This window comes from Candidatus Lernaella stagnicola, from assembly GCA_030765525.1.
Classification (GTDB): domain Bacteria; phylum Lernaellota; class Lernaellaia; order Lernaellales; family Lernaellaceae; genus Lernaella; species Lernaella stagnicola.
This window is the reverse complement of the sequence record JAVCCK010000025.1, coordinates 37,498-58,266: the sequence shown is the minus strand read 5'-3', so window position 1 is coordinate 58,266 and position 20,769 is coordinate 37,498. Positions and strand designations below refer to the sequence as shown.

At 60.4% G+C, this 20,769-nt stretch carries 15 protein-coding genes; 9 read left to right on the top strand and 6 right to left on the bottom strand.

From position 1 onward, the window contains the following. Window positions 1–252 precede the first annotated feature (252 nt). Window positions 253–390, top strand: coding sequence for a hypothetical protein (locus P9L99_11595; GenBank protein ID MDP8223995.1), 138 nt, complete (start codon window positions 253–255; stop codon window positions 388–390). A 71-nt stretch (window positions 391–461) separates the two neighbouring features. On the opposite strand, the gene P9L99_11590 is transcribed toward P9L99_11595, so the two are convergent. The 3 genes from P9L99_11590 to P9L99_11580 form a co-directional block, all read right to left on the bottom strand. After that, the gene (locus P9L99_11590; protein MDP8223994.1) at window positions 462–1,964 is read right to left on the bottom strand and encodes a hypothetical protein; all 1,503 of its coding nucleotides are present in this window, start codon (window positions 1,962–1,964) and stop codon (window positions 462–464) included. A 590-nt stretch (window positions 1,965–2,554) separates the two neighbouring features. Then, window positions 2,555–3,007, bottom strand: a complete 453-nt coding sequence (locus tag P9L99_11585; protein MDP8223993.1) for a hypothetical protein — start codon at window positions 3,005–3,007, stop codon at window positions 2,555–2,557. Window positions 3,008–3,021: 14 nt separating this feature from the next. Next, window positions 3,022–4,947, bottom strand: coding sequence for a hypothetical protein (locus P9L99_11580; protein ID MDP8223992.1), 1,926 nt, complete (start codon window positions 4,945–4,947; stop codon window positions 3,022–3,024). 232 nt (window positions 4,948–5,179) lie between these two features. On the opposite strand from P9L99_11580, the gene P9L99_11575 reads away from it, so the two are divergent. From P9L99_11575 to P9L99_11555, 5 genes are all read left to right on the top strand, one after another. Beyond that, complete coding sequence (locus tag P9L99_11575; GenBank protein MDP8223991.1) at window positions 5,180–6,283, top strand: YncE family protein; 1,104 nt, start codon at window positions 5,180–5,182, stop codon at window positions 6,281–6,283. Window positions 6,284–6,294: 11 nt separating this feature from the next. Continuing rightward, window positions 6,295–7,695, top strand: a complete 1,401-nt coding sequence (locus P9L99_11570) for a hypothetical protein (GenBank protein MDP8223990.1) — start codon at window positions 6,295–6,297, stop codon at window positions 7,693–7,695. A gap of 72 nt (window positions 7,696–7,767) precedes the next feature. Further along, window positions 7,768–9,882: a GNAT family N-acetyltransferase gene (locus P9L99_11565; GenBank protein MDP8223989.1), complete on the top strand. Its 2,115-nt coding sequence runs from the start codon at window positions 7,768–7,770 to the stop codon at window positions 9,880–9,882. 19 nt (window positions 9,883–9,901) lie between these two features. Further along, the gene (locus tag P9L99_11560; GenBank protein ID MDP8223988.1) at window positions 9,902–10,855 is read left to right on the top strand and encodes a lysylphosphatidylglycerol synthase domain-containing protein; all 954 of its coding nucleotides are present in this window, start codon (window positions 9,902–9,904) and stop codon (window positions 10,853–10,855) included. A 258-nt stretch (window positions 10,856–11,113) separates the two neighbouring features. Beyond that, window positions 11,114–12,814: a VWA domain-containing protein gene (locus P9L99_11555; protein ID MDP8223987.1), complete on the top strand. Its 1,701-nt coding sequence runs from the start codon at window positions 11,114–11,116 to the stop codon at window positions 12,812–12,814. Window positions 12,815–12,978: 164 nt separating this feature from the next. On the opposite strand, the gene P9L99_11550 is transcribed toward P9L99_11555, so the two are convergent. Beyond that, complete coding sequence (locus P9L99_11550) at window positions 12,979–14,151, bottom strand: FAD-binding oxidoreductase (protein MDP8223986.1); 1,173 nt, start codon at window positions 14,149–14,151, stop codon at window positions 12,979–12,981. Between the two features lie 2 nt (window positions 14,152–14,153). Continuing rightward, the gene (locus P9L99_11545; protein MDP8223985.1) at window positions 14,154–15,686 is read right to left on the bottom strand and encodes an NAD(P)/FAD-dependent oxidoreductase; all 1,533 of its coding nucleotides are present in this window, start codon (window positions 15,684–15,686) and stop codon (window positions 14,154–14,156) included. A gap of 261 nt (window positions 15,687–15,947) precedes the next feature. On the opposite strand from P9L99_11545, the gene P9L99_11540 reads away from it, so the two are divergent. Next, a complete protein-coding gene (locus P9L99_11540) occupies window positions 15,948–17,501 on the top strand; it encodes a response regulator (protein ID MDP8223984.1) in 1,554 nt (517 codons plus the stop codon). Here P9L99_11540 and P9L99_11535 read toward each other — a convergent pair. Continuing rightward, entirely contained in the window at window positions 17,484–19,481 is a 1,998-nt protein-coding gene (locus tag P9L99_11535) for a hypothetical protein (GenBank protein ID MDP8223983.1), read from the bottom strand. The genes P9L99_11540 and P9L99_11535 overlap by 18 nt on opposite strands. A 36-nt stretch (window positions 19,482–19,517) precedes the next feature. On the opposite strand from P9L99_11535, the gene P9L99_11530 reads away from it, so the two are divergent. Together P9L99_11530 and P9L99_11525 are read left to right on the top strand one after the other, a co-directional pair. After that, on the top strand, window positions 19,518–19,700 hold the full coding sequence (locus P9L99_11530; protein ID MDP8223982.1) for a hypothetical protein: 183 nt from the start codon (window positions 19,518–19,520) through the stop codon (window positions 19,698–19,700). Between the two features lie 140 nt (window positions 19,701–19,840). Continuing rightward, the gene (locus tag P9L99_11525) at window positions 19,841–20,716 is read left to right on the top strand and encodes a GNAT family N-acetyltransferase (protein ID MDP8223981.1); all 876 of its coding nucleotides are present in this window, start codon (window positions 19,841–19,843) and stop codon (window positions 20,714–20,716) included. Window positions 20,717–20,769: the final 53 nt, after the last annotated feature.

Below are 20,769 nucleotides of genomic sequence, written 5' to 3'. Positions count from 1 at the left end.
TTTCCCTTTTACCCTTTGCCTGTCCTGTCTTCGACCCTGGGCTCAAACCGAAGGGAGCTTGTCGAAGGGAAAAATGCGGGACACGAAGGGTAATATTCGCGGTTTTGGGTCCAGGCACCGCCTGGCGTTGACTAGCTGCGAGGTCGCCTGCGACCAAACTAATAACTCAAGACTCACCGAATCCGGTTGCCGCGGCGCGGCGGGGCCATTACAATTTCGTTGTTCTGTTCCTTTGGGGGAAATCATGCTGCCTTGCAGATCATTGCCATCACCAACGAAGAAATGCCGGATGATGACGACGGCGACGACGACGACGAATCACCCGACGGTGCAAACGCTTCGGACGACGATGGCGGCGACGATAAAGGCTGCGGCTGCTCGTTATTTTAGATCTGCGTGAGACCTATCAGTGATTGCCTAGCGTGAAGTTATTCGAAGGGCTTGTTATTGAGTGCCTGGAATCAGCCGCCGCAACCGCCGCCGCCGTCATCATCGTCGGAGTCGCCGTCGTAGCCTTTAACCGACACGTCGCAGGCTGAATTCATGCACTCCGCGAAGTCGCCGCAGTTCTGCACATTCGGGCTGATCGAGCACTTCGTGAGGCAGTTCCAGTCCACGTTCGCGTTGTTCTCCAGGCACAGCGAATAGGCCAGCGCCGAGTCGGCAAAGCCGTTTTGATAGGGCACGGCGAAACCGCACTGGTCATACAGCAGCGAAAGAAGGTCTTCGCAAACGTCGAGTTCGTCGTCATCGTCGAGCGGTTCGCCGATGCACTCCTGCGCCTCTTCGACGCACTCTTGGAACGCGTCGCACGGATAGTTCTTGTGCCCTTCGCACGCGCCTTCGAAACAGAAGTCGTCGCCGGTGCACCACAGGCCGTCGTTGCACGCGAGCCCGTCGTTGGATGACCAGCCCACGGACAGTTGGCTCGGGTCACAGATTTCGCACGAGTTGTCGGGGTTGCGGTCGCCCGCCTTGTAGCAGACGTCGCCGACGAGGCACCCGTCGCAGGCGAAGGAATCAATCAACTCCTGGACCGTGCTGTTGATGCGTACCCCGTGGCAACTGCCCAGCGTAAGGACGGCGGCAATGGACCACACGCCGTCGTTATCGAAGTACATGGCGCTGCCGCTCTGACCGGGAATGCAGAAGTAGGGGTAGTCGTCGCCGAAGTGGTAGTTCACACGCATCATGCCCGAAGTGACTTCCACGACACGGTTTTCTTCCCACCACATCTCGTCGCCGGTGTACCCGAAGTCGCCCGGATAACCCGCGGTGTGGAACTCCCGTCCCATATACCAGTTGGCGCTGGTCGTATAAAAGCTATCCATATAGCCGGTGTTGTCGCCGAAGGGCTCGACGACGATCGCCGCGTAGTCTTTCGTGTAGTCCTGATAATTCGTCCAACCGGTGTTGGACGCCCAATTGTGCGCGTACGCCTGGCCAAAGGGCTTTTGGCCGCTTTCCTCAGCCGGGATGACGATGATGTCGTCCGGAAAACCGCCGAAATCGTGGTTGTAGATGCAGTGTCCAGCCGTGAAAACCGTCGACGAATTCTGAATAAACGCGCCCGAGCATCCCGCGTACATGTCGTCGTAACGCATGTACAGGTGAACCACCGAACTGTAGGGGAACTGTTGGGTGTTGTTGATCTTGCTCGGCCCGCCGGTTTTTTCTTCGGCGAAAACGGGCAGGGGATTGCCGGTATCAATGTCGTATCCCAACTCCGCCAACGGCGGCCGCTCGGCTTCGTTGTATTTGAAAACCCATCGAACCGATTCGTCGGAGACCGGCGTGGCCATATCGACATTCGGGAAGGGCATCGGTTCAACGTTGGTTCGAAGCCACTCGATGAATTCAGGCGTGAGTTCAGGCCTCTCGTCCGCGGCGGCGACACAGGGAATGGCGAGAATTGCCAATAGGGCCAGACAAGCCGCGACGGCGGGCCAACGGTGGAATTTCATGCTTCATCAACCTTTTCCGGACACACCGGATGCGTGCCCGCGCGTGGACCCTCGACCAGCCGACTACCAAGCACCCACCGGATCCCGACTTGATCCGGCGAGTTGACAGGGGAGTGTAGCGATTCTTCATTGGGGAATCAAGCAACCTCCGACGGCGACAAAACGCCTGATATCGGCTGCCAAAAAAGGGCAAAACGACGTTTTTCTTGGCGTCGCGAGAGTCATTATCAGGAGGTGGGAATCCGGAAAAACGTCGTTGCGGGCGCTTTGTACGGGGAGCCCTTACCTGAAAAAGCTAGGTTATTCCATATCTTGCGGACGGTCTTGACGTGACTCCCAGTCAAAAATTGTTCCTCTGATGCAAATTGGTGACAAATATTGTCACTTAGCGCCCCACTAATCGGTTAGTTACTTTGACTGTAGTATTCAGATGAATTGATTGCTGCTGCATAATTGCTTATTTTTCATGAGTTTGAACGACTGCTCACATACGGGAAAAAAAACGGTATCCAATTTGCATTATTCTTCGTGTGTGGGAGGGTTTTGGAGGACGCAACCCCCGGCCTTCGGGCCGGGGGTCCTCCAATTTTTTATTTAACCGCAGGCCGCTCCAACGCACGTTTCTCCGATAACGGTTTTTGCATGGTTTCGTTGACTGTGGGAAAAACCACGGTCGTTTCACGCACCGGCGACTCACCGAAACCGTAGCGAAGAACCTTGCCCGCAAACGCGCGCAGGCGCTCGAGATCCCATACATAGAAATACACGCCGCCGGGGAACGAGCCTACTTCTTCGATGGCCGCGTCGCCGACAAACATACGCAACGCCGGCGCACGATTCACCGGGAAGCGGCCGTGCACGCGCACCAGGTACGCTTCGCTGATTTGCTTTGTCCCGCCGTTCGGCAGCGGGATCACGTGCGGGTCCTCGAGCGTGACGCGCGCCACATCCATCCCCGTGCATTCGATGTCGGCTTGCTGCGCGACAGCAGTCGCCGCGAGCATCAGGAGGACCGCCAGGCATATCTTCGATTTGGAAATCATCGTCTATTTCCTTCTTAGAATTCGGTGAACTGAATTTCGTCGATCCCGATCAAACCGGACTCGCTGCGGTCGAAGGTCAACACGACTTCCTCCACCGCCGCCGGGTCGACCGGCGAGCCGCCGTCGAAATCCTCCAGCGGAATACGCACGGTTTCCAGTACCGTCATCGACGTGTTGTAGCTGGTGCCCAGTCGTACGTGGCACTGCGAGACAAGTTCGCGGTAGTCCGAGGCGTACACCGGGTCCGATGTCACGCCGTCCACGACGATCGATACCGACACATCCTGCGCCGTACCGAATACGTTGTACTGGTCGCTCGACTCGTAGAGTTGCCCGATGCGCAACGCCAGCATGTCGGCGTCGAGGGGAATGCGCAGCGTGTCGGGAAGCTGCACGGTGTAGGTCGCCACGCCGGCGTCCCACGCGAGAATGTGACCGTCGGTTTCGCCGACGAACTCGCCGTACGCGCCGCTGCCGGTCATGGCCTGCTCGTTACTGATGACGAAACCGCTGGCGACATTCGCGCCGCCGGGAATGGAAGTCGTGGCCGGGTCGTTATCCTCTTCGTAATGGTTCAGCCACGTTCGCGTGTGATTCTGGTACTGGCGTGACAGAACGACGTCGTCGGGAAACGAGTCGAACTCGATTTCGCCCGCCGCCATCATGCGGTAGCAGCGCCGCCCCTGCAGCGTCCAGCGGAACCAAGCCGTCGTAAACAACTTGGCGACCTGTTGCTGGTCGGCCGCGGCGATCAGCGGCGTCGTCGAATACCCGACCGGAAAGGGATCGCCGCCCGGCGCCCAAATGGTGTTGAACTGGCCGTGGTTGCCGCCCTGGATGAACAACAAGCCTTTTTCGCCCGTCGTTTCTTCGGCGACCGGCAAGGCGCGGTCGTAGGTTTTATGGCCCTGGAAATTGGAGACGTCGCCGTCGTGAGAGCCGTGCATCACGAAGTAATCGGCGTTTTCTATCGTCACCAGTTCCGGGAAGAGCGTGCCGAGTTGGCCGTCCACCGGCGCGATCGCCAAGACCGAACGGATGTGAAAACCAAAATCGTGCAGGGGGTCGGCGGGATTGTGCAGCGTCGTGTTGTAGAGCCATGCCGTCGCGGCGCCTTCGCCTCCGCGACTGTGCCCGGCCAGACCGATGCGGTTCATTTTGATCTTGCCGTACAGCGGGTGCGACGGATCGCGGTTCCATTCGCGGAAAAGCTGCAAGTGCCGCAAGAGCACGATGCCCCGCGCGTCCATCTCGCCGGAGACCCCGCCGTTGAGAAAATCTTCCTCGATCGACACGGCGATAATCCCGTGCGTCGCCAAGTGCTCGGTGAGATAGCCGTAGCCCGGGTAGGAGAGCTCCTCGGGGCTATGGTTGCCGTGCACGATCAGCACTAGGGGGAAGGGGCCGTCGCCATCCGGGTAATGCCCCAGGCCGTGCAGGGGAACCGCGCTCATGGGGATGCCGCGGACCCAACGCACGTAGAAAGCGGGCGTCCGGAAATAGGGCAGGACATTGGTTGTTTGGGCGTCGGGGTCGTTTTCATCGCCGTATTCCCAGGCCACGACGGAGTACGCCCCCGCATCGTCCGGGTCTTCCAGCGTTGTGCAATCGTCCGGCGTCGTGTCGTCATCATCGTTGTCGTCATCGTTGTCGTCATCGTCGTCATCATCGTCATCATCGTCATTGTCGTCGTTGTCATCGTCGTCGTCATCACCGGTGGTGTCGTCGTCCACTGGGGACGTGTCGTCATCGTCATCGTCGTTGTTGTCGTCATCGTCGTTGTCATCGTCGTCGTCGTCGCCGCCGGTGTCGTCATCGATGGACGTATCGTCATTGTCGTTATCGTCGTCGTCGTCGTCGTCGTCATCGCAGGCGAGGCCCGCGGCGAAACCCAATAGCAACAACCCGGCCAGCAGTAAGATGAAGGGAACGCATTTCATGATCAGCCTCCTCGCAAGATGCTGTATTTTCAGACGACGGGCCGCGGAAGGCAAGCGGGCCTTGGCAAAGGGTTAGGGACCCGACCGCGACCGAGCGCGATCTTCAGCAAACTGTAGCCGGTCTTGCCGTTGATTCGTCCGGCGCGGGCCATGCAGATTTCCTTGGAACTTCCTTGACCGCTTCGTGGCGCGCCGCTAAGATGCGCCGGGTCTGGAAATCCAAGGGGGAAATGTGCGCCAAACCGTCTTACTGATCATCTGCCTGGCCCTGATTCTGGCCGTGGCGCCCGCTTGCGACAATGTGCCGGACTACGCCGGTGAAGGTGGCGTTTTGGACAACCCCATCGGGTTGGCCATCAATTGGCCGTACGCGTACGTGACCAACGCCAACTTCGACCTTTCCGACGACAAGGTCGGATGGATTTCGGTCATCGATCTCCCGACCGCCCTGGTGGAACGCAAGCGCGCCGTCTTGCGGCACGTTGAGACCAAGCCCTACCTGGCGAAAATCATTTTAAATAATGATAAGAGCCGGGCTTTCGTGGCCGACCGGCGCAGCAACCACGTGCGAATCTTCGATCTTTCCAAACCGGGCTTCCCGGAGCAAATCGACGTCAAGCCGAACGATGAGGGCGTGCAGGGTATCGAAGTGGCGCGGCAGCCCTACGGTTTGGCGCTGACCGCCGACGGCAAAACCCTGCTGGCGGCCTGCATCGGCAGCGGCGATGTGTCGATCGTGGACGTCGAAAACCGGAAGCTGATCCGCAACGTGCGCCTGGCCGCAGGCATCACTGAAGTGAAAATCCAACCGGGCACCAATCACGCCTATGTTACGAATCAGGACCTCAACGCCATCACCGTGATCGAAGCGGATACCGGCGCCTTCCTGACCGCTTTCGGCGCATTCGGCGGCTTTAGCCTGTTCGGCTTCGATTTTCGCGGGTTGGACTTCACGCCCGACGGCAAGTCGCTGTTTGTCGCCTCGCGCAGCCCCAGCGCCGTGCTGATGGTCGACACCGATAAGCTGCCCCTGCAGCCGGACCGCGCCGTGCTGCGCATCCTGCCCTCCGAAGACGCCCCGATCGACGCGGAAGTGCGGCCCGACGGCTTAGAAGCCTGGGTCACGAATTACGACGATAATTCAATCATGGCTTACGACGCGCTCACCGGACGCTTACTGGGCGCGATGGATACCGGTGCCGGTCCGACAGATATCGCCTTTTTCGAGAATCCGGAGAACCCCGGTTACTACTACGCGTTGGTCGCCAATTTCCTCAGCCACAACCTCACGCTACTCGACGCGATGACCAAAGAAGTCATCTGGTCGATACCGTAATGGGGACGATGATGAGCGCCGGCCGGACAACTACGATCCTGATGATACTGCTCGCGCTGTTGCTGCTGATGATCGCCTGCGGCGACGATTACCAACCGGAAGAGGTGAAAGAGCATTTCTTCGGCCCGACGCGGCTCGCCGTGCATCCGGACGTGCTGCAGGATGAGGGTCCGCTGCTTTACGCCGTCAACACCTGGGGTGGCAGCATGACGATTATCAGGGTTGTCGGGTACGACATCATCAAGGACCACAGCCTGGACCCCTACAATCCCGACGTCATTTGGTTGGGCAAGGCGCCCCACGACATCGTGATCACGCCCGACGGCGGCACGCTGTACGTAACCGACGCGTTGCGCGACGCGGTGCGGCTCGTCGATCCGGAAGATCCTTGGACGGTCAGCGAATTGGATTTGGAATTCGACGGTGCGCGGCTGGACGTCGTGCCGCCGGTCATCGACCGCGATACACTGGAGTTCACGACCCCGGAAGTCTGGCGCGAACGGCCGGAAATCTGGTTCATGGACGGCGCCAACGACCGCCTCGTGGTGTGGGACCACGCGGCCATGGAAGTGGCCGGCGAAGTGGCGTTGCCTTCCACACCGGTCGAAATCGAAGTGAGCGTGGACGGGCAAAGCGTGTTTGTCACCAGCGTGGATGGGATGCTGCGGGTCGTCGACGCCGCCGCCCAGGCGCTGACGGACATCGAAGTGTTTCTCGGCGGCAAGCCGGGGGCCATCGCGGAAAACTCCGACAACGACGATTTGTACGTGTTGAATATCGATCCGCCGCAACTGCACATCATCGACCGCCGCGACTGGCAGCAGACCGACGAGGAAATTTATTTCCACGCCGCGCTTAACGACATGGCCCTCTCCACCAGCGGCGCCTACGGCTTTGTGACCAGTGACGACGGCTTCCTGTATTACTTCTTTCCCCGCCAGCGTCGCGTGTGCGGTTCCTCCTACGAACCGCCGCGCTTTTTCGACAAGGGACCCAATAGCAATCCGGAGTTGACCGACATTCAAACCAAGGACTGCCTTACCAGCGAAGAAGAGTGGCGGATCAGCTACCTGCAAAGTATCGATGCCTGGGAAGTGGAGGGGACCTCCAGCGGCCTGCAGTTCACCTATGCCGCGACCGGGCAGGCGTACGCCAGCGACCGCGACGAAATTCGCTTCGTCATTCGCGCCGGTGATCGCGCCCCCTCCGACGGCGACACCTTCCGCCTCTTCACCGACAGCGGCGAACCGCCGGTACCCATCGGCACCGTGCCCCGTGGCGTCATCGTCTCTCCGGTGGCCGACGACGAAGAATTCTTCGGCGAAGACCGAGTCTTTGTGGCCGATCCGGGCACGAACTCGGTCACCCGTCTCATTACGTTTGAGACTGATAATCGCAACATCATCGACTAATTAGCTCTTGTTGACCGCCCCGTAACTAGCCTACTCTGGAACCACGGAATAACTTTGCCATGGGAGTGCAGTGTGGCCGCGAAAATCACCGTGCTCGTCTTGTGCGACGCCGATCCCGACCGACCCGATTACGGCGGCCGGCGATTCGACCAGCCCGGCCCGCTGACGTGGCGCGGCCTGCGCGAAGGCGTACCGCGATTACGCAGCGAACTGCACGGCCTGCGCGATCACCAAGGGCGCGAACTACCGATATTGTGGGTTTTACGGGCCGACGAACAAATCGCCGCCTGCCACGGCGATCCCGGGTGGCAACTTCAAGAATTCGCGGATCTCTGGACCGAACTACAGGACGCCGGGCACGAAATCGGTTGGCATCCGCACCACTGGCGATGGTCGGACGAACACGACTGCTGGTACCAGGAAACGCGCGACACCGCATGGCAGCGAGCGAATCTCGAACGCGGCGCGGCGGCCTTCGATACACCCCCGCGCTTTGCCCGTATGGGGTGGTACGCCATGAACGACGCCACCATGCAGGCCATGCGTGACTTGGGCGTCGAGATGGACCTCTCGGCCATGCCGGGATTGCGTCACCCCGGCGGCGTCGACAAACGCGGCACCCATTTCGCCGGCGAGTACGATTGGTCGCGGTGCAGGCACGGTGCCTACCGCCCGCATGCGGCCGATTACCAAAGCCACGCCGTACGCCCCTCGGGGTTGATCGAAATGCCGCTGACGACCATCGAGTCGGCCGCGGTCCGGACGATGTATACCGTGCGGTACCTGTTGCGCGGCGGCAGCGGCATGACCGGGCGTTACACGTCGATCAACATCACCGCCCATCATGCGATTTTTTCGCTGATGATGCGCCACGTCCTGGCGCAGGCCGAAAAGCGCGGCCACGCCACGCTGGCGGCGTATTTTCATCCCGATGAACTGCTGGGAATGGGGCCGGCCATGGTCGATCGGCCTCTCTACCACGCGCGACATGTCGGCGACAATTTGCGCAACCTGGTGGCCGGTGCGGCCGAGCGCGGCATGGGCGTGGAGTTCGTGACGGCGACGGAAATGCTGGCCCGCCTGCAGGAACGGTTTCAGCGTGAAGCCGAGAACGCGCCGCCGATCTTCCCCGTTGGGAAAAGACAGCTCGGTCGCGCCGTCAAGCTCGCCCGCGAGGTTTTCAACGTGAGCGAAAGCGATCCCGATTTCGCCGACCGTTTCCGTTGGAAGCACACCGTGTGGTCGGCCAAGGGACCGTGGATTTCGGCGGCGGGTCCGAAGACCGTGCCGGTCGGCCAATACCCCTCGCTCGCGTTGCGAACGTGGTTTTTCGATCGCGAGGTGCTCAGCGCCCACTCGTGCGACACCGCCGTGTCGGCTTCGGCGCAAGGCAAGGGGTTGCTCGGACATCTCGCGCGAACTCAGTACGACCGCCTGCGTGAGGCCGACTTCGCCTTCGCCTGGGCATTTCCCAACCAGCGCATCCATCCGATTCGTACCAAAGGCTTGGCCTGGACGGACGTGGCATCGTTTCCTTTTATGTTGCGCCCGCTGGATGTCAAAGCCGTGCTGAGCGGCGCTTTGGGGAAGGGGCTGGCCGAGATGCTGGGACCGGTGGCGGCGGCCATGTGGCGGCGTATCGCACCCGAGCGCGACGCGGGCGCCCCCCTACGTCTGGTGCCGGTGGAACGTTTCGGCGTTGCGGCCGATGACATTTGGGCGCAAACCCGCGAGCGCTTGCGGATTGCGGTCGTGAGAGATGCCGCGGCGCTGAACGCACGGTACGCGCAAACTCCGGGCGCACCTTACCGGCTGTATCACGTCGAAGTGGAAGACGCGGCGGTGGGCGTGGTCGTCACGCGTCTGCTGCCCAAGCGCGGCCTGTTGACCTACGCGATTTGCGAAATGCTGCTGCCGGAAGAACACTTGCACCTGGCTGACGACGTCGTGGCCTTGCTCATCCATGAGGCCCGCGAGGCGGGCGCACAGGTTGCCGGGGCGTTGTGCTTCTCGCATCAGCCGGAACACCGCGCCTTCACCCGCAATGACTTCGTGTCGGTGCCGACGCGCTTTCACCCGGAGCCGACGTACTTTTGCGCCTACCCCCTGCTGCCCGACAACCAGGCCGAAGCGGTCAACGACGCTGAGAACTGGTACTTGACCTGGGGCGACCAGGACACCGTGTGACCCCACAAGGAGCCGCCGCTTGAACACCGCCTTCCGCCGCGTTGCCCTCCGCGTTTTCATGATCTTCCTGATCGCGGTGTCGTTGGGTTTCGTCGTGTGGCAAATCAGGCTGGGCCGATCGCAACTCGCGGCGCAACCGTTGACGGTGTCGCCCGGGCTGCTGGCGGCGAGCCTCGCTGTGTTGCTTGTGAATTTCCTTCTTGTCGCGCTCGTGTGGCGGGTCGTTTTTCGAGACCGGGGCGAGAGCGTACGCCTGCGGGACACCTTCGCCATCATCTACGCCGCGCAGTTGGGCAAGTACGTGCCGGGCAAGGTTTGGCTGTTTCTCGGACAAGTGTTTTTGGCCGAGCAGCTTGGCTATCGCAAGGCGACGGCGCTCACGGCGACCGTTGTGCAGAACATCAGCGGCTCGATCGGCGCGGTGATCGTCATCGCGGTCAGTCTGCTCGGAGCCGGATACGACGCGTGGCTGTTCTGGGTGTCGCTGGCGGTGGCGGCGGTGGGTTGGGCGGCGCTGATCGTGATGCCGGTGCGTATTGAGCGTTGGGTGAACCGCTGGCGCGAGAAGCGCGGCAAAGAAGCGATCGTGCTCGTGGTCAGTCCCGGCGCGGTGGCGCGCACCGTGTTGCTGATGACCGCGGCTTGGGTCGTGCATTGCGCGGCCTTCGTGCTGTTGGTCGCTTCCCTGCGGCCGGTCGGCTGGACCGACGCGTGCCGACTCGCCTTAGCCTACAACTTCGCCTATCACGTCGCGTTCTACGTGCTGATCGTGCCCGGCGGCATCGGCGTGCGCGAAGGCGCGCTGACGTGGCTGCTCAACGACCGCTTCGGCGCGGGCTGGGCGGGGATCGTCTCGGTCGTGCAACGCCTTTGGTTCACCGCGGCGGAATTGATCGCGTTCGCGATATCCCTCGCGTTATTGGGCGGCGTCGTTCGTCGCAAGTTGTGGCGGCGCAAAAAAGAAGTGGCGTGAATCAAGGCGATTCCGGTGCGTGCATCGTGGCGCCGCTGACGCTACACGCTCAGAAAATTGAGACTGAGTAGTAAAAACCGTGAGCAGCAGTTCGTCGGGCGCGACTCACCGAAAAAGTAAAATCTTTCGACATCAGTGCTTTAGCAATCATCGCGGATAGCGGCACCAATTTTGCAGAAAAATAGTCCGACCACCCCTGTGCCCGGAAGTGACGGTGTCGGGTCGGCAACATGGGCCAAAGACATGGAGAATTTTGTCATGGATAAGAGGAAAGGTGCGCTTGGAATTGTTTTGGCATTACTTGTTTTCATTCTTTGTTTCGGCTTTTTGTTCGCCGTTTCGTGTGACAACGACGACCGAAACAAGGAGGAGGCCGACGACGACGGCAATGGCGACGACGACAGTTGGTCTAGCGACGACGACGGCTATGGCGACGACGACGGCTATGGCGACGATGACGGCTATGGCGACGATGACGGCTATGGCGACGACGACAGTTATGGCGACGACGATGGCTATGGCGACGACGACTCATGGGGGGACGACGACGATAATGATGACGACAACGACACCTGGGGGGACGACGACGATGATGATGATGACGACACGACTCCGAACCTGCTCGAATGTCCCGAACCGGGGCCCCCGGTCTCACTGTTCCTGTCGGCGGACGACTCCAACTCGCAGGCCTCGCCGGTAATTGCGCGGACGATCATTCGCCAGGGCGATTTGCCGCCGGCCGGGAAGATTCGTACGTACGAGTTTACCAACTACTACCAAATCAACTATCCGGCACCCGATTCAGGGCGCATTCGGATCGTGCCGCAGTTGCGCGAAAATCCCGAGGCGCAGTTTCCCGGCGAGTACATTCTGCAGATCGGCGCCCAGAGTCGATTCCAGAGGCGCGACCAAGGACGCCGGGTCAACGTGGTCTTCTCGATGGACACCTCCGGTTCGATGCAAGGGGAGCCGATCGGCCTGCTGCGCGACGTCGCCCGCGCGATCACGGGGCAACTGCGGGAGGGCGATATCGTTTCGATCGTCGATTGGGATTCCGTACCCAACGTCGCGCTGTCCTCGCACCCGGTGAGCGGGCCGAACGATCCGGTTGTGCTGGCGGTCATCGACGACTTGCAGTCCGGCGGGTCGACCAATCTGCACGCCGGCCTCGTACGGGCGTACGATCTGGCGACGGCCAACTATCTGCCGGCCGGATTGAACCGCGTCGTGCTGATCAGCGATGGTCAAGCCAACACGGGCAATACCGACATCGACATGATTGCGGCGCACGCCGAGGACTCCGAAAACGAGGGCATTTACCTTGTCGGAGTTGGAGTGGGCGAAGCGTACAGCTACTACCACGACACGCTGATGGACGAGGTGACCGACGCGGGTAAGGGCGCGTATTTATATATCGACGCGACAGCCGAAGCGAACAAGCAGTTCGGCGAGCGGTTCATGGAAAACATGGAACTGGCGGCGATGAACGTGCGCGCCGAACTCGTGATGCCCTGGTACTTGCTGATGACCGATTTCTATGGCGAGGAGGTTTCGCCCAATCCCGAGGAAGTCGAGCCGCAGCATCTGGGTCCGAACGACGCGATGGTCTACCACCAGCATATCGCACCCTGCGATCCGCAGTATTTGAACGACGCGGACGAGATCATCGCACGAGCGCAGTACGTACACCCGACCACGCGGGAGTCGATGATTTCGATTCGGCGCGGCACGATCGCAGAGTTGCTTGCGGCTCCGGCCGACCAGCTTATCAAAGGCGACGCGATTGTCGCCTACGCTGAAGCGCTCAAGTTCATCTGGGAACATCAGTACGGGCCGGAAGCGCTGGCGGAATGCCAACGGGTCAAGGCGAAGGTCGCGGCGGCGGCGGAGTTGCTGTCTGACGCCGAACTCGACGAGATCGTCGGGCTGCTTGCGGAGGTGGAAAACATCCTCGATTAGCAGCGGCGTGTCGAGAACACTACAAAAAAAGCGCGGCCTGCGGGTCGCGCTTTCTGTTTAATAGACGCGCCGGGGTAGTCGGCAACAACGTGGTCGTCACCGTCAGGGAAAGCGGCGCGAACCCGATCATCAGCGCAACAGGCGGTCTTTCGAAAAGGTCGGAACTAGATCCGTATTTCAATATCGGATATCGGATACGCCACGCAGGCATGAATGTAACCGTAATGCCGATCCGATTCGCGCAAGCCGACGTAGGGCGGCATGTAGACTTCGCCCGCCACCAGTTTGGTTCGACACGCGCTGCACTCGCCCGAGCGGCACACCGCCGGCACGACGATGCCGTGGCGTTCCAGCGAATTGATCAGCGGCTCCCCGGCGGCGGCTTGGATCACCGTACCGTTGACGCGAACGGCGAATTGCTTCGTCGCTTTCAGTCGCTTCGGCCAGCCCGGCATTTTCGTCACGTCGGCGGGCGGTCCGTACAACTCCCGTTTGATCTTGTGACGCGGCACGTCCAGTTTCGCCAATTCCGGCGCCACGAAATCGTACATGGCGTTGGGGCCGCACAGATAGAATGTCTTGCCCGCGACGCTGCCGACCGCCTGACCAATCACCTTGGCCGTGATGAAACCCTTTTTGCCGCGGTAGCCCTTGGGCGGCTCGCTGATCACCGGCACGTACGTGAAGCGATCGTTACCCTTGGCCAGCGCCTTCAGTTCCTTGTCGAAAATCACGTCGCGGGTTAGGCGGCTACCGTAAAGGAGCGTCGCCGACAGCGGCCAGCCCTTCGCCGCTTGATCGCGCAGTATGCTCATGAAGGGCGTGATGCCGCTGCCGCCGGCGATGAACACCAACTCGCCGCCGTCGATGAGAGGCTCGTGATAAAGCGACCCGGCCGGGCCGGTTGTCTCAAAGGAATCGCCGACCGCCACCGTTTTCAACAGGTGTTGGGAAACGAAACCCTGCGTCGTGGCGCGTATCGTCAAATCCAGGTGCTCCTGGTTCGGGGCGCTGCTCATGCTATACGGGCGGCTGGTGCGCACTCCGCCGATCGTGACGAACCAGTTGACGTATTGCCCGGCGCGGAACGGCGGCATCGGCTCGTCCACCCGCACCAGACGGAAGGTTTTGGTCGTAGACGTTTCCTTGATGACGGCCGTCACCCGCAAGTGCATGCGTTCGGGGTGCAGCGCCGCCACCGTGCGGGTGAGTTGTTGCCGGTACTCGGGCGCGGTGAAGTCGACGCCTTGTCCCCCCTGGCGCAGTTGCCACTGCTCTATCACGGTTTTCGGATACTGGCCGAGATCCTCCAGGATGTGTTTGACCGAGCGCAGCATGGTCACGCTCCTTTCCCGTAGCGGCGTTGGCGCATAAGCACCATTTCGCCGGCAAAGCGGCCGGAGGTCATCGCCGGTTCGAAACCGCCCCCAGGCGGCGTCCAGGCCCCGACGAAGAAGAGCCCGGGCAGGGGGCCCCAGTGCGGTTGCCGCAGGATGTGCGCGTTGCTCGGCGTCTGGTCGAAGCCGTAGATGCTGCCACCTAAGGTGCCGGCGTAGCGCATGTTGGTCACCGGCGTGGAGACTTCGATCACCTCGCAGTTCCGGCGCAGGCCGGGAAAGACCTTTTCGGCCATGTCCAGCATGGCGGCGCCGATGCCGTTTTTGACGTCCACGTAGTCGCGCGGCGCGATGTCGTGCCACGGTTCGCCGTAGTAAAGCGAGGTGAGCACGGCCATCGTGGTGCCCGGCGGTGAAACATCCGGCAACACGGAGTTGTAGGCGGTCATCGCGATTTGTCCCGGCGCTCCGATGGTGGACATGCGGCGGTAGTGTTCGTCGTAATCGTAATTGATGTTGAGGAAGCACTCGTGGTCGTGCAGTCCCAGTTCTTCGGCGGGGGCCGCCAAACCCAGATAGACGTTGACCGACCCGGCGGCGACGGCGCCGGCCTGCATACGCCGCCAGAACTTCGCCGGGACGAGTTCGGGGTCAATCATATCGCGGCAGGTGGTGATGGGGCTGGCGTTGGACACGACGTTGGGCGCAAAGAACTCTTCACCGTCTTGGGTGACCACACCGCGCACGGCGCCGTCTTCGAGGAGGATTTTTTGCACGGCGCAATTGAATTTCAGTTCGCCGCCCAACTCGGTGAACCGTTCGACGAAAGCGTTGGATAAATCCTGTGAGCGACCTTTGACGTGAGCGGCGCCGTGGTCGAAGTAGGAATTGAGTATCGCGGCATAGAGCAGGAAACTGATGCGCGAGGGGGGCAGGCCGCCGTATCCCCAAAGCTGTGAGATCACGCACTGCGCTTGGAGGTCCTTGACGTGACGTTCCAGCACCTGGCCCCAGGTGGCCATGGAATATCGCAGCATATGGGATGAGTTGAAGGGGAGCTTGGCGATCAGACTCGGCGAGATTTTCCCCATCCCCAGCTTGATGAAGTATTTCATTTCGCGACCGACGGCTTCGACTTCGGCGAACAGGCTTTCGATGCCGCGGCGCTCGTGAGGGAAGTTTTCTATCAACTTCTTGACGAAGCCGGCGCGATCGACCGGCAGCGTGATATCCAGATCGTCGAAGATCGACCGATAGAAATCGGGGATCTGCACGAACTCCACTTTTTCATACACGCCCAGGTAGTCGAGAAAACGACCCAGTGGCCCCAGTTGGTCGCCTCGTCCCAGGCCGGAAAGTTCGTGCAATGCGACCTCGAATTCGAAGCGGCCCCGGACAAAACTCGTGGCGTAACCGCCGGGAACGTTGTGCTTTTCCAATAGGAGGACCGATAGCCCGCGCTTGGCCAGGTAGGTCGCCGCGGCAAGACCGCCCAGGCCGGCGCCGACGACGATGGCGTCATGCGTGCGTTTCATGGAAGCATCTCCTTTGGCTTGATTGGGGATCGAACGGTAACAAATCCGGGAGTCGGACGCAATTGTCGCGAGCCCCGGTCACGTCGTAGCGACTATTGCTAATAGTCGGGAATGTGTTCTATAAAGTTTTTGTACATCAGTGTTCTGCCAAAACCCGAAGCCCCACACCGCCGACCTCGGTTCATTGGCCGAAGTCGAGACAGCGTACCGGATGGATCTGGTGCGGAAGAAGTGAAGATACACCAGCGAAAGGGGTTGTCTATGTCACGTGCGGCCGCATGGGAAAATCGCCTGGTTGAGCTATCTACGGACTTGATACTGGTTGTCGACTTTGACGCGGTGATCCTCGAGGCTAATCCCGGCGCCAAGGACGTGCTGGGGTACTCGGCGGACGAACTGCGAGGCATGGAACTGTTTTCGTTGGTGCATCCCGACGATTTACCCGCCACAATCCAATCCTTTGAGCACGTGCAGACCGGACAGTTGGAGATGAATTTCGTTAATCGGTTTCGGACCAAGAGCGGTTCGTATCGATGGATCAATTGGAATGTCGTGCCGGACATGCCAAACAAAATGAATTACGCCGTCGGCCGCGACGTTACCGAGCAGCGGCAGGATCATTTGACCGCCCGCCAGTTGGGCAGCGATTTCGACCGCGAAGCCAAACTCGCGAGTCTCCGGGTCATGGCCGCTGGGGTCGCGCACGACTTCAATAATGTGTTCACATCGATTCTCGGCTATCTGAAATTACTGAGCGTCAAAACGACGGGCGAAGTAACTTGGCGGTACGATATCGAGGAAATCCGCCGCTTGACCGAGCAGGCTTCCACCTTGTCCTACCAGTTGTTGTCGTATGCGGGCCTTGTCTGGTCGGCCAAAGAGCAGGTGGACATTAACGAGTTGCTTGGCGAAATGAGCCCCGAACTGGAGTTCACCGTTTCCAAAAACGTCAATCTGGTCGTCGAGTCGGGGGAGGACCTGCCGGAGATCGCCGCCGACGTGAATCAGATGCGGCAGGTGGTGCTCAACCTGCTGGTCAACGCCGTGGAAGTCATCGGCGAGGAACCCGGGAATGTCACCATCAAGACCGGCAAGGTTACTGCCGGCAAGGGATTCTGGCGCGCCCCGGAATTGCGTGGCGCGGGCGACACCGGCGAGTACATTACGATTACCGTGATCGACGACGGGCCGGGCATCGAACCGGCTCTACAGGGACGGGTTTTCGATCCTTTCTTTACGACCAAACCGTTGGGACGCGGGCTTGGGCTGGCGCAAGTGTTGGGTATCGTGCGGGCTCATCACGGCGTTGTGATGGTCGAAAGCAAAGAAGGACACACCAAATTCCAGGTCATTCTGCCGTGCTCGGACGCGGAGTCGCCGCGACCCCGGATCACCAGGGAAGAATGCGCCACAGGTCAGGGCAGCACGATCCTGGTTGTTGACGATGAGGTTTCGATCTGCGATGTCGTCGGTTATGTGCTGAGCAACGCCGGCTACGAAGTGCGTAAGGCGAAAAACGGCATGGAGGCGTTGGAGGTTTTCACCGAAGAAGGGCTCGCGATTGATTTGGCGCTGATCGATTTTCGCATGCCGTGCCTGAATGGATTCGAAACCAGCACAAAGCTGCGCGAGATGAAAGCCGGGCTGCCGATCATCATGGCCAGCGGTTACCCGCGCGATATCGTGCCCGACGACTTTTTCAGCATGCCGTGCACCGCGTTTCTGCAAAAGCCCTTCAAACCCGAAGAATTGCTCAAGCTTATCGAGGAGATGCTTGGCGATGCGGAATCCGCCGCCTCAGCGTCGCCCCAATAGCGAGGAAATTTCTTCCCGTCCAAAACGATAGATTCGGGCGCGATCCATCACGAAAAGCTCGCCGCGGCTTTCGCTCCACAACACTTTTCGAACGCGGGTGCCGACATGAAATATCGTCGTGCTCCGGCCGGTGGCGGCGTCAACGGCATGCACTTTTCCGCTGAAGTACTCGGGCGCAAATAACGTGTCGAGCGACGGCGCGTAGCTGATATGCGCGACCATCGGCGCGGCGGGCAGGGATCGAATGGGATTGAAATCGCTGCCCAGCACGTCAATGACGCCGCTCAGAGGACGCGCTACGAAGAGATGACGCTTCCGAGCGTCAATCGCCAACCCGGCTGAGAAAAACCCCACTGTTTCAGAGAGCGCCGTCGCGGCGTTTTCGCCGATCAAAACGCTATAAACGCGGCTGCCGCCGCTCATGTCGCTCAGGTAGCAGGTGTACCCCGACCCGGGACAAAAAAGCTCGAAGGGCGCACCGGGCAACGTCGGCGCGTAGCCGCACTGCATCGCCCCTCGTGCCGGATCCACGCGGCATAATCCGGCTTGCCCGTGCGTGGCGGCCCATACCTCGCGGCCCGGTCCCACCGCCGCCACGTCGCGCAGGTTGGTGCCGCCGATCTGTGCCGTGGGTTGCAAAGAATCGGCGTTGAAGATGTGAAGCCAACCATCCTTGCCAAGCACGAACACCCGGTCGCCGGCGACCGCCAATTGCCGCAAATCCGTCTGCACGGCGGGCGAGGAATGAACTTGATCCGTTTCCAAGTCGAGGAAATGCAGGCGGCCGTTCGCCCGCGAATCGGTGAAGTACAAACGTTGGCGCGAAGTGTCGAGTTCGGCGTCAAAGAGATTCGGCTCGCCCGCCGACTCCGCAGGGCCGTATACGATATGCGCCGCGGCGAAAGCGTCCGGCGGAAAACCGGTTTGGTACAGGTGACCCATCAAACACAGCATGTTGACGGCCATCATGATCGGGAAAAAGTCGCCCGGAAATTCCCGTAACCGAATCCACCCGCCACCGTGCCGGTGAATCCGCCACGCCACAATCACGCCCAGCACTGCCGTCGCCGCCCAAAAGAGAACCGTTGCCTCCCGGGCATTGGTGACCAGTGGCAAAACGGCCGCGGTGAGCGCAAACAAGAACGGCACCAGCAGGCGCAATCGCTTCGCGTCCTGCCAACGATTCCAGGGAAAGGCGACCGACGGCACGACCATCGCCGCGACCAAAAGGCGAGAGGAAGAGGGCTGGTACAGCAGGCTGAATACGAACCCGATCGCGGCAAACAAAAAGACGACGCGTTTGGTCCAGTCACGCAGTGAGGCGAAGGCCGGTAGCTCGCTCCACCAACGCCAGCGCTCGCTGCGGCGGCCGAGAAGTTGGACCACGGCCACGATCGCCGCGGCGCAACAGGTGGCCGGGAAGCCCAGCGAGAAAAGCAGGCACAGCGCCGGGGGCAAGCCGGTTTCCAGCGCGATCGTCTCGCTCCATCGGAACCCAAAATATGTCGACAGCGTCAAAACAGCCGCTAAAATAAGGCTTGTCGGCAGTACTTTTACGACCAGTCGACGTCTAAACTGTACTGAAAACGCGTCGCGTGACGTTGTTAAAACTGACTCCAACCGCGTTCCTTGGATGACAACCTGAAGGCCGAGCACCGCCGCCAGCAGAGGGTAGGCCGCCAAAATCAGGGCCGCCGCGAGGCCGACGACCGTCACCGACGTGGCCAACCATATCTCACGAATCCACACCGAGGCACTGCCGGGTACGGCCACCGCGAAGTAGACCGCAGCCGCCAGCAGCAGCAGATCTTCCGTAACGAGAGGCCCGTTGATGTGAAACGACCGTCTGCCGGCGCGGCGCGCGTCTTTGTTGATGGCTTTTCCCCTATGAAGCAGGCGACTTATCCTACCAACGCCTGGGACCGCCGGGCAAGGTCCCGAGATTCGCTGCTTGCCCCGCCGCCCGGAAAAGGTTATCAAAGATGAGCACCCCCCATCCTATCGAGGAGAGTACCGGTGGCGGATGATTTTTATCCACGCGGCAAAGGTATTGGCGCCCGACTGCGCTTGGTTGGACTTCTGTTCGTCGTGATCGTCGGCACAACCGTGGCGATTTTCTGGATCAAGGGCAATGATCCGCTCGAAGGTCTCGACAAGATGGTCGACGCCATTGTGAACTTCTTCAAGGCGGTTTTCTAAACGCCGATCCCGGCGGAAAGACCATCGCAAAAGATGAAATGTCACTTTAAGTAATTGCCTATAAACTTATGAATTATATGGTTATTGTGTTGTTACGTTCTGCTTGCAGTTTGTAGCTCGAAAGAAAAAAGGATGAAGAAATGGAGTTGCGCTCGTTCGCCTCGGCGGCGGATTTTTTACGCGTGACCGAAGGCTTCCTGGCCGAGCGCGGCGCGGAAGACAACCTCATTTGGGGCGTCGCCCACGAGTTGACCCAGCGCGAACCCCGGTCCGGATTGCCGCCGTATTGGGCCGCAGTGCTCGATGGCGAACGGGTGATAGCCGCGGCCATGCGCACGCCGCCCCATCCGCTTGTCATCACGCGCACTACGGATGAAGCGTTGAAGATCCTCGCCGACGATTTGGAGCGGCGGGGCGTCGAACCCTCCGGGGTCACTGCGGAAACGGGCGTGGCGAAGCGATTCGCCGCGATGTGGAGCGCCCGCACAGGCCGGGGTTTTCGCATGTGGATGAACCATACGATCTACGAGTTGCGGCAGATCAAGGAAAGCGCCCGTGTCAGCGGGAGATGCCGCGTGGCCCAGAAGGCGGATACGGAACGCGTTTGGGATTGGTGGGGACGGTTCGAGGATGAGGCCATGGGGGCCGACGCCGAGCGTGCCTCGCATGAGGTGTTGGAGACCTACATTCGTCAAAAGCGGGTTTATTTTTGGGAAGATACGGAGCCCGTGAGCCTTGCGGTCGTGGTGCGCAAGCTGCCGCGTTGGGGCTGTGTCGGGGGAGTGTATACGCCGCCGGAGCAGCGCGGTCGCGGTTACGCTTCGGCATGCGTCGGGGCGGTCTGCGAATATCTGCTCGCGGAAGGCTCCGAGTTCGTTTGCCTCTTCGCCGACCGGGACAATCCGATTTCGAACCATCTGTATCAGAAAATCGGTTTTCGGCCATTGGTTGACGGTGTCATTTTTCGTTTTACGGCCCGGGAAGAGCGCCCGCGGGAACTCGTCGGGGAAAAGTGACGAAGATAACTCCGCGTAAGAAAAAATTATTTCCCGCAAAGTTTGCTTGAACC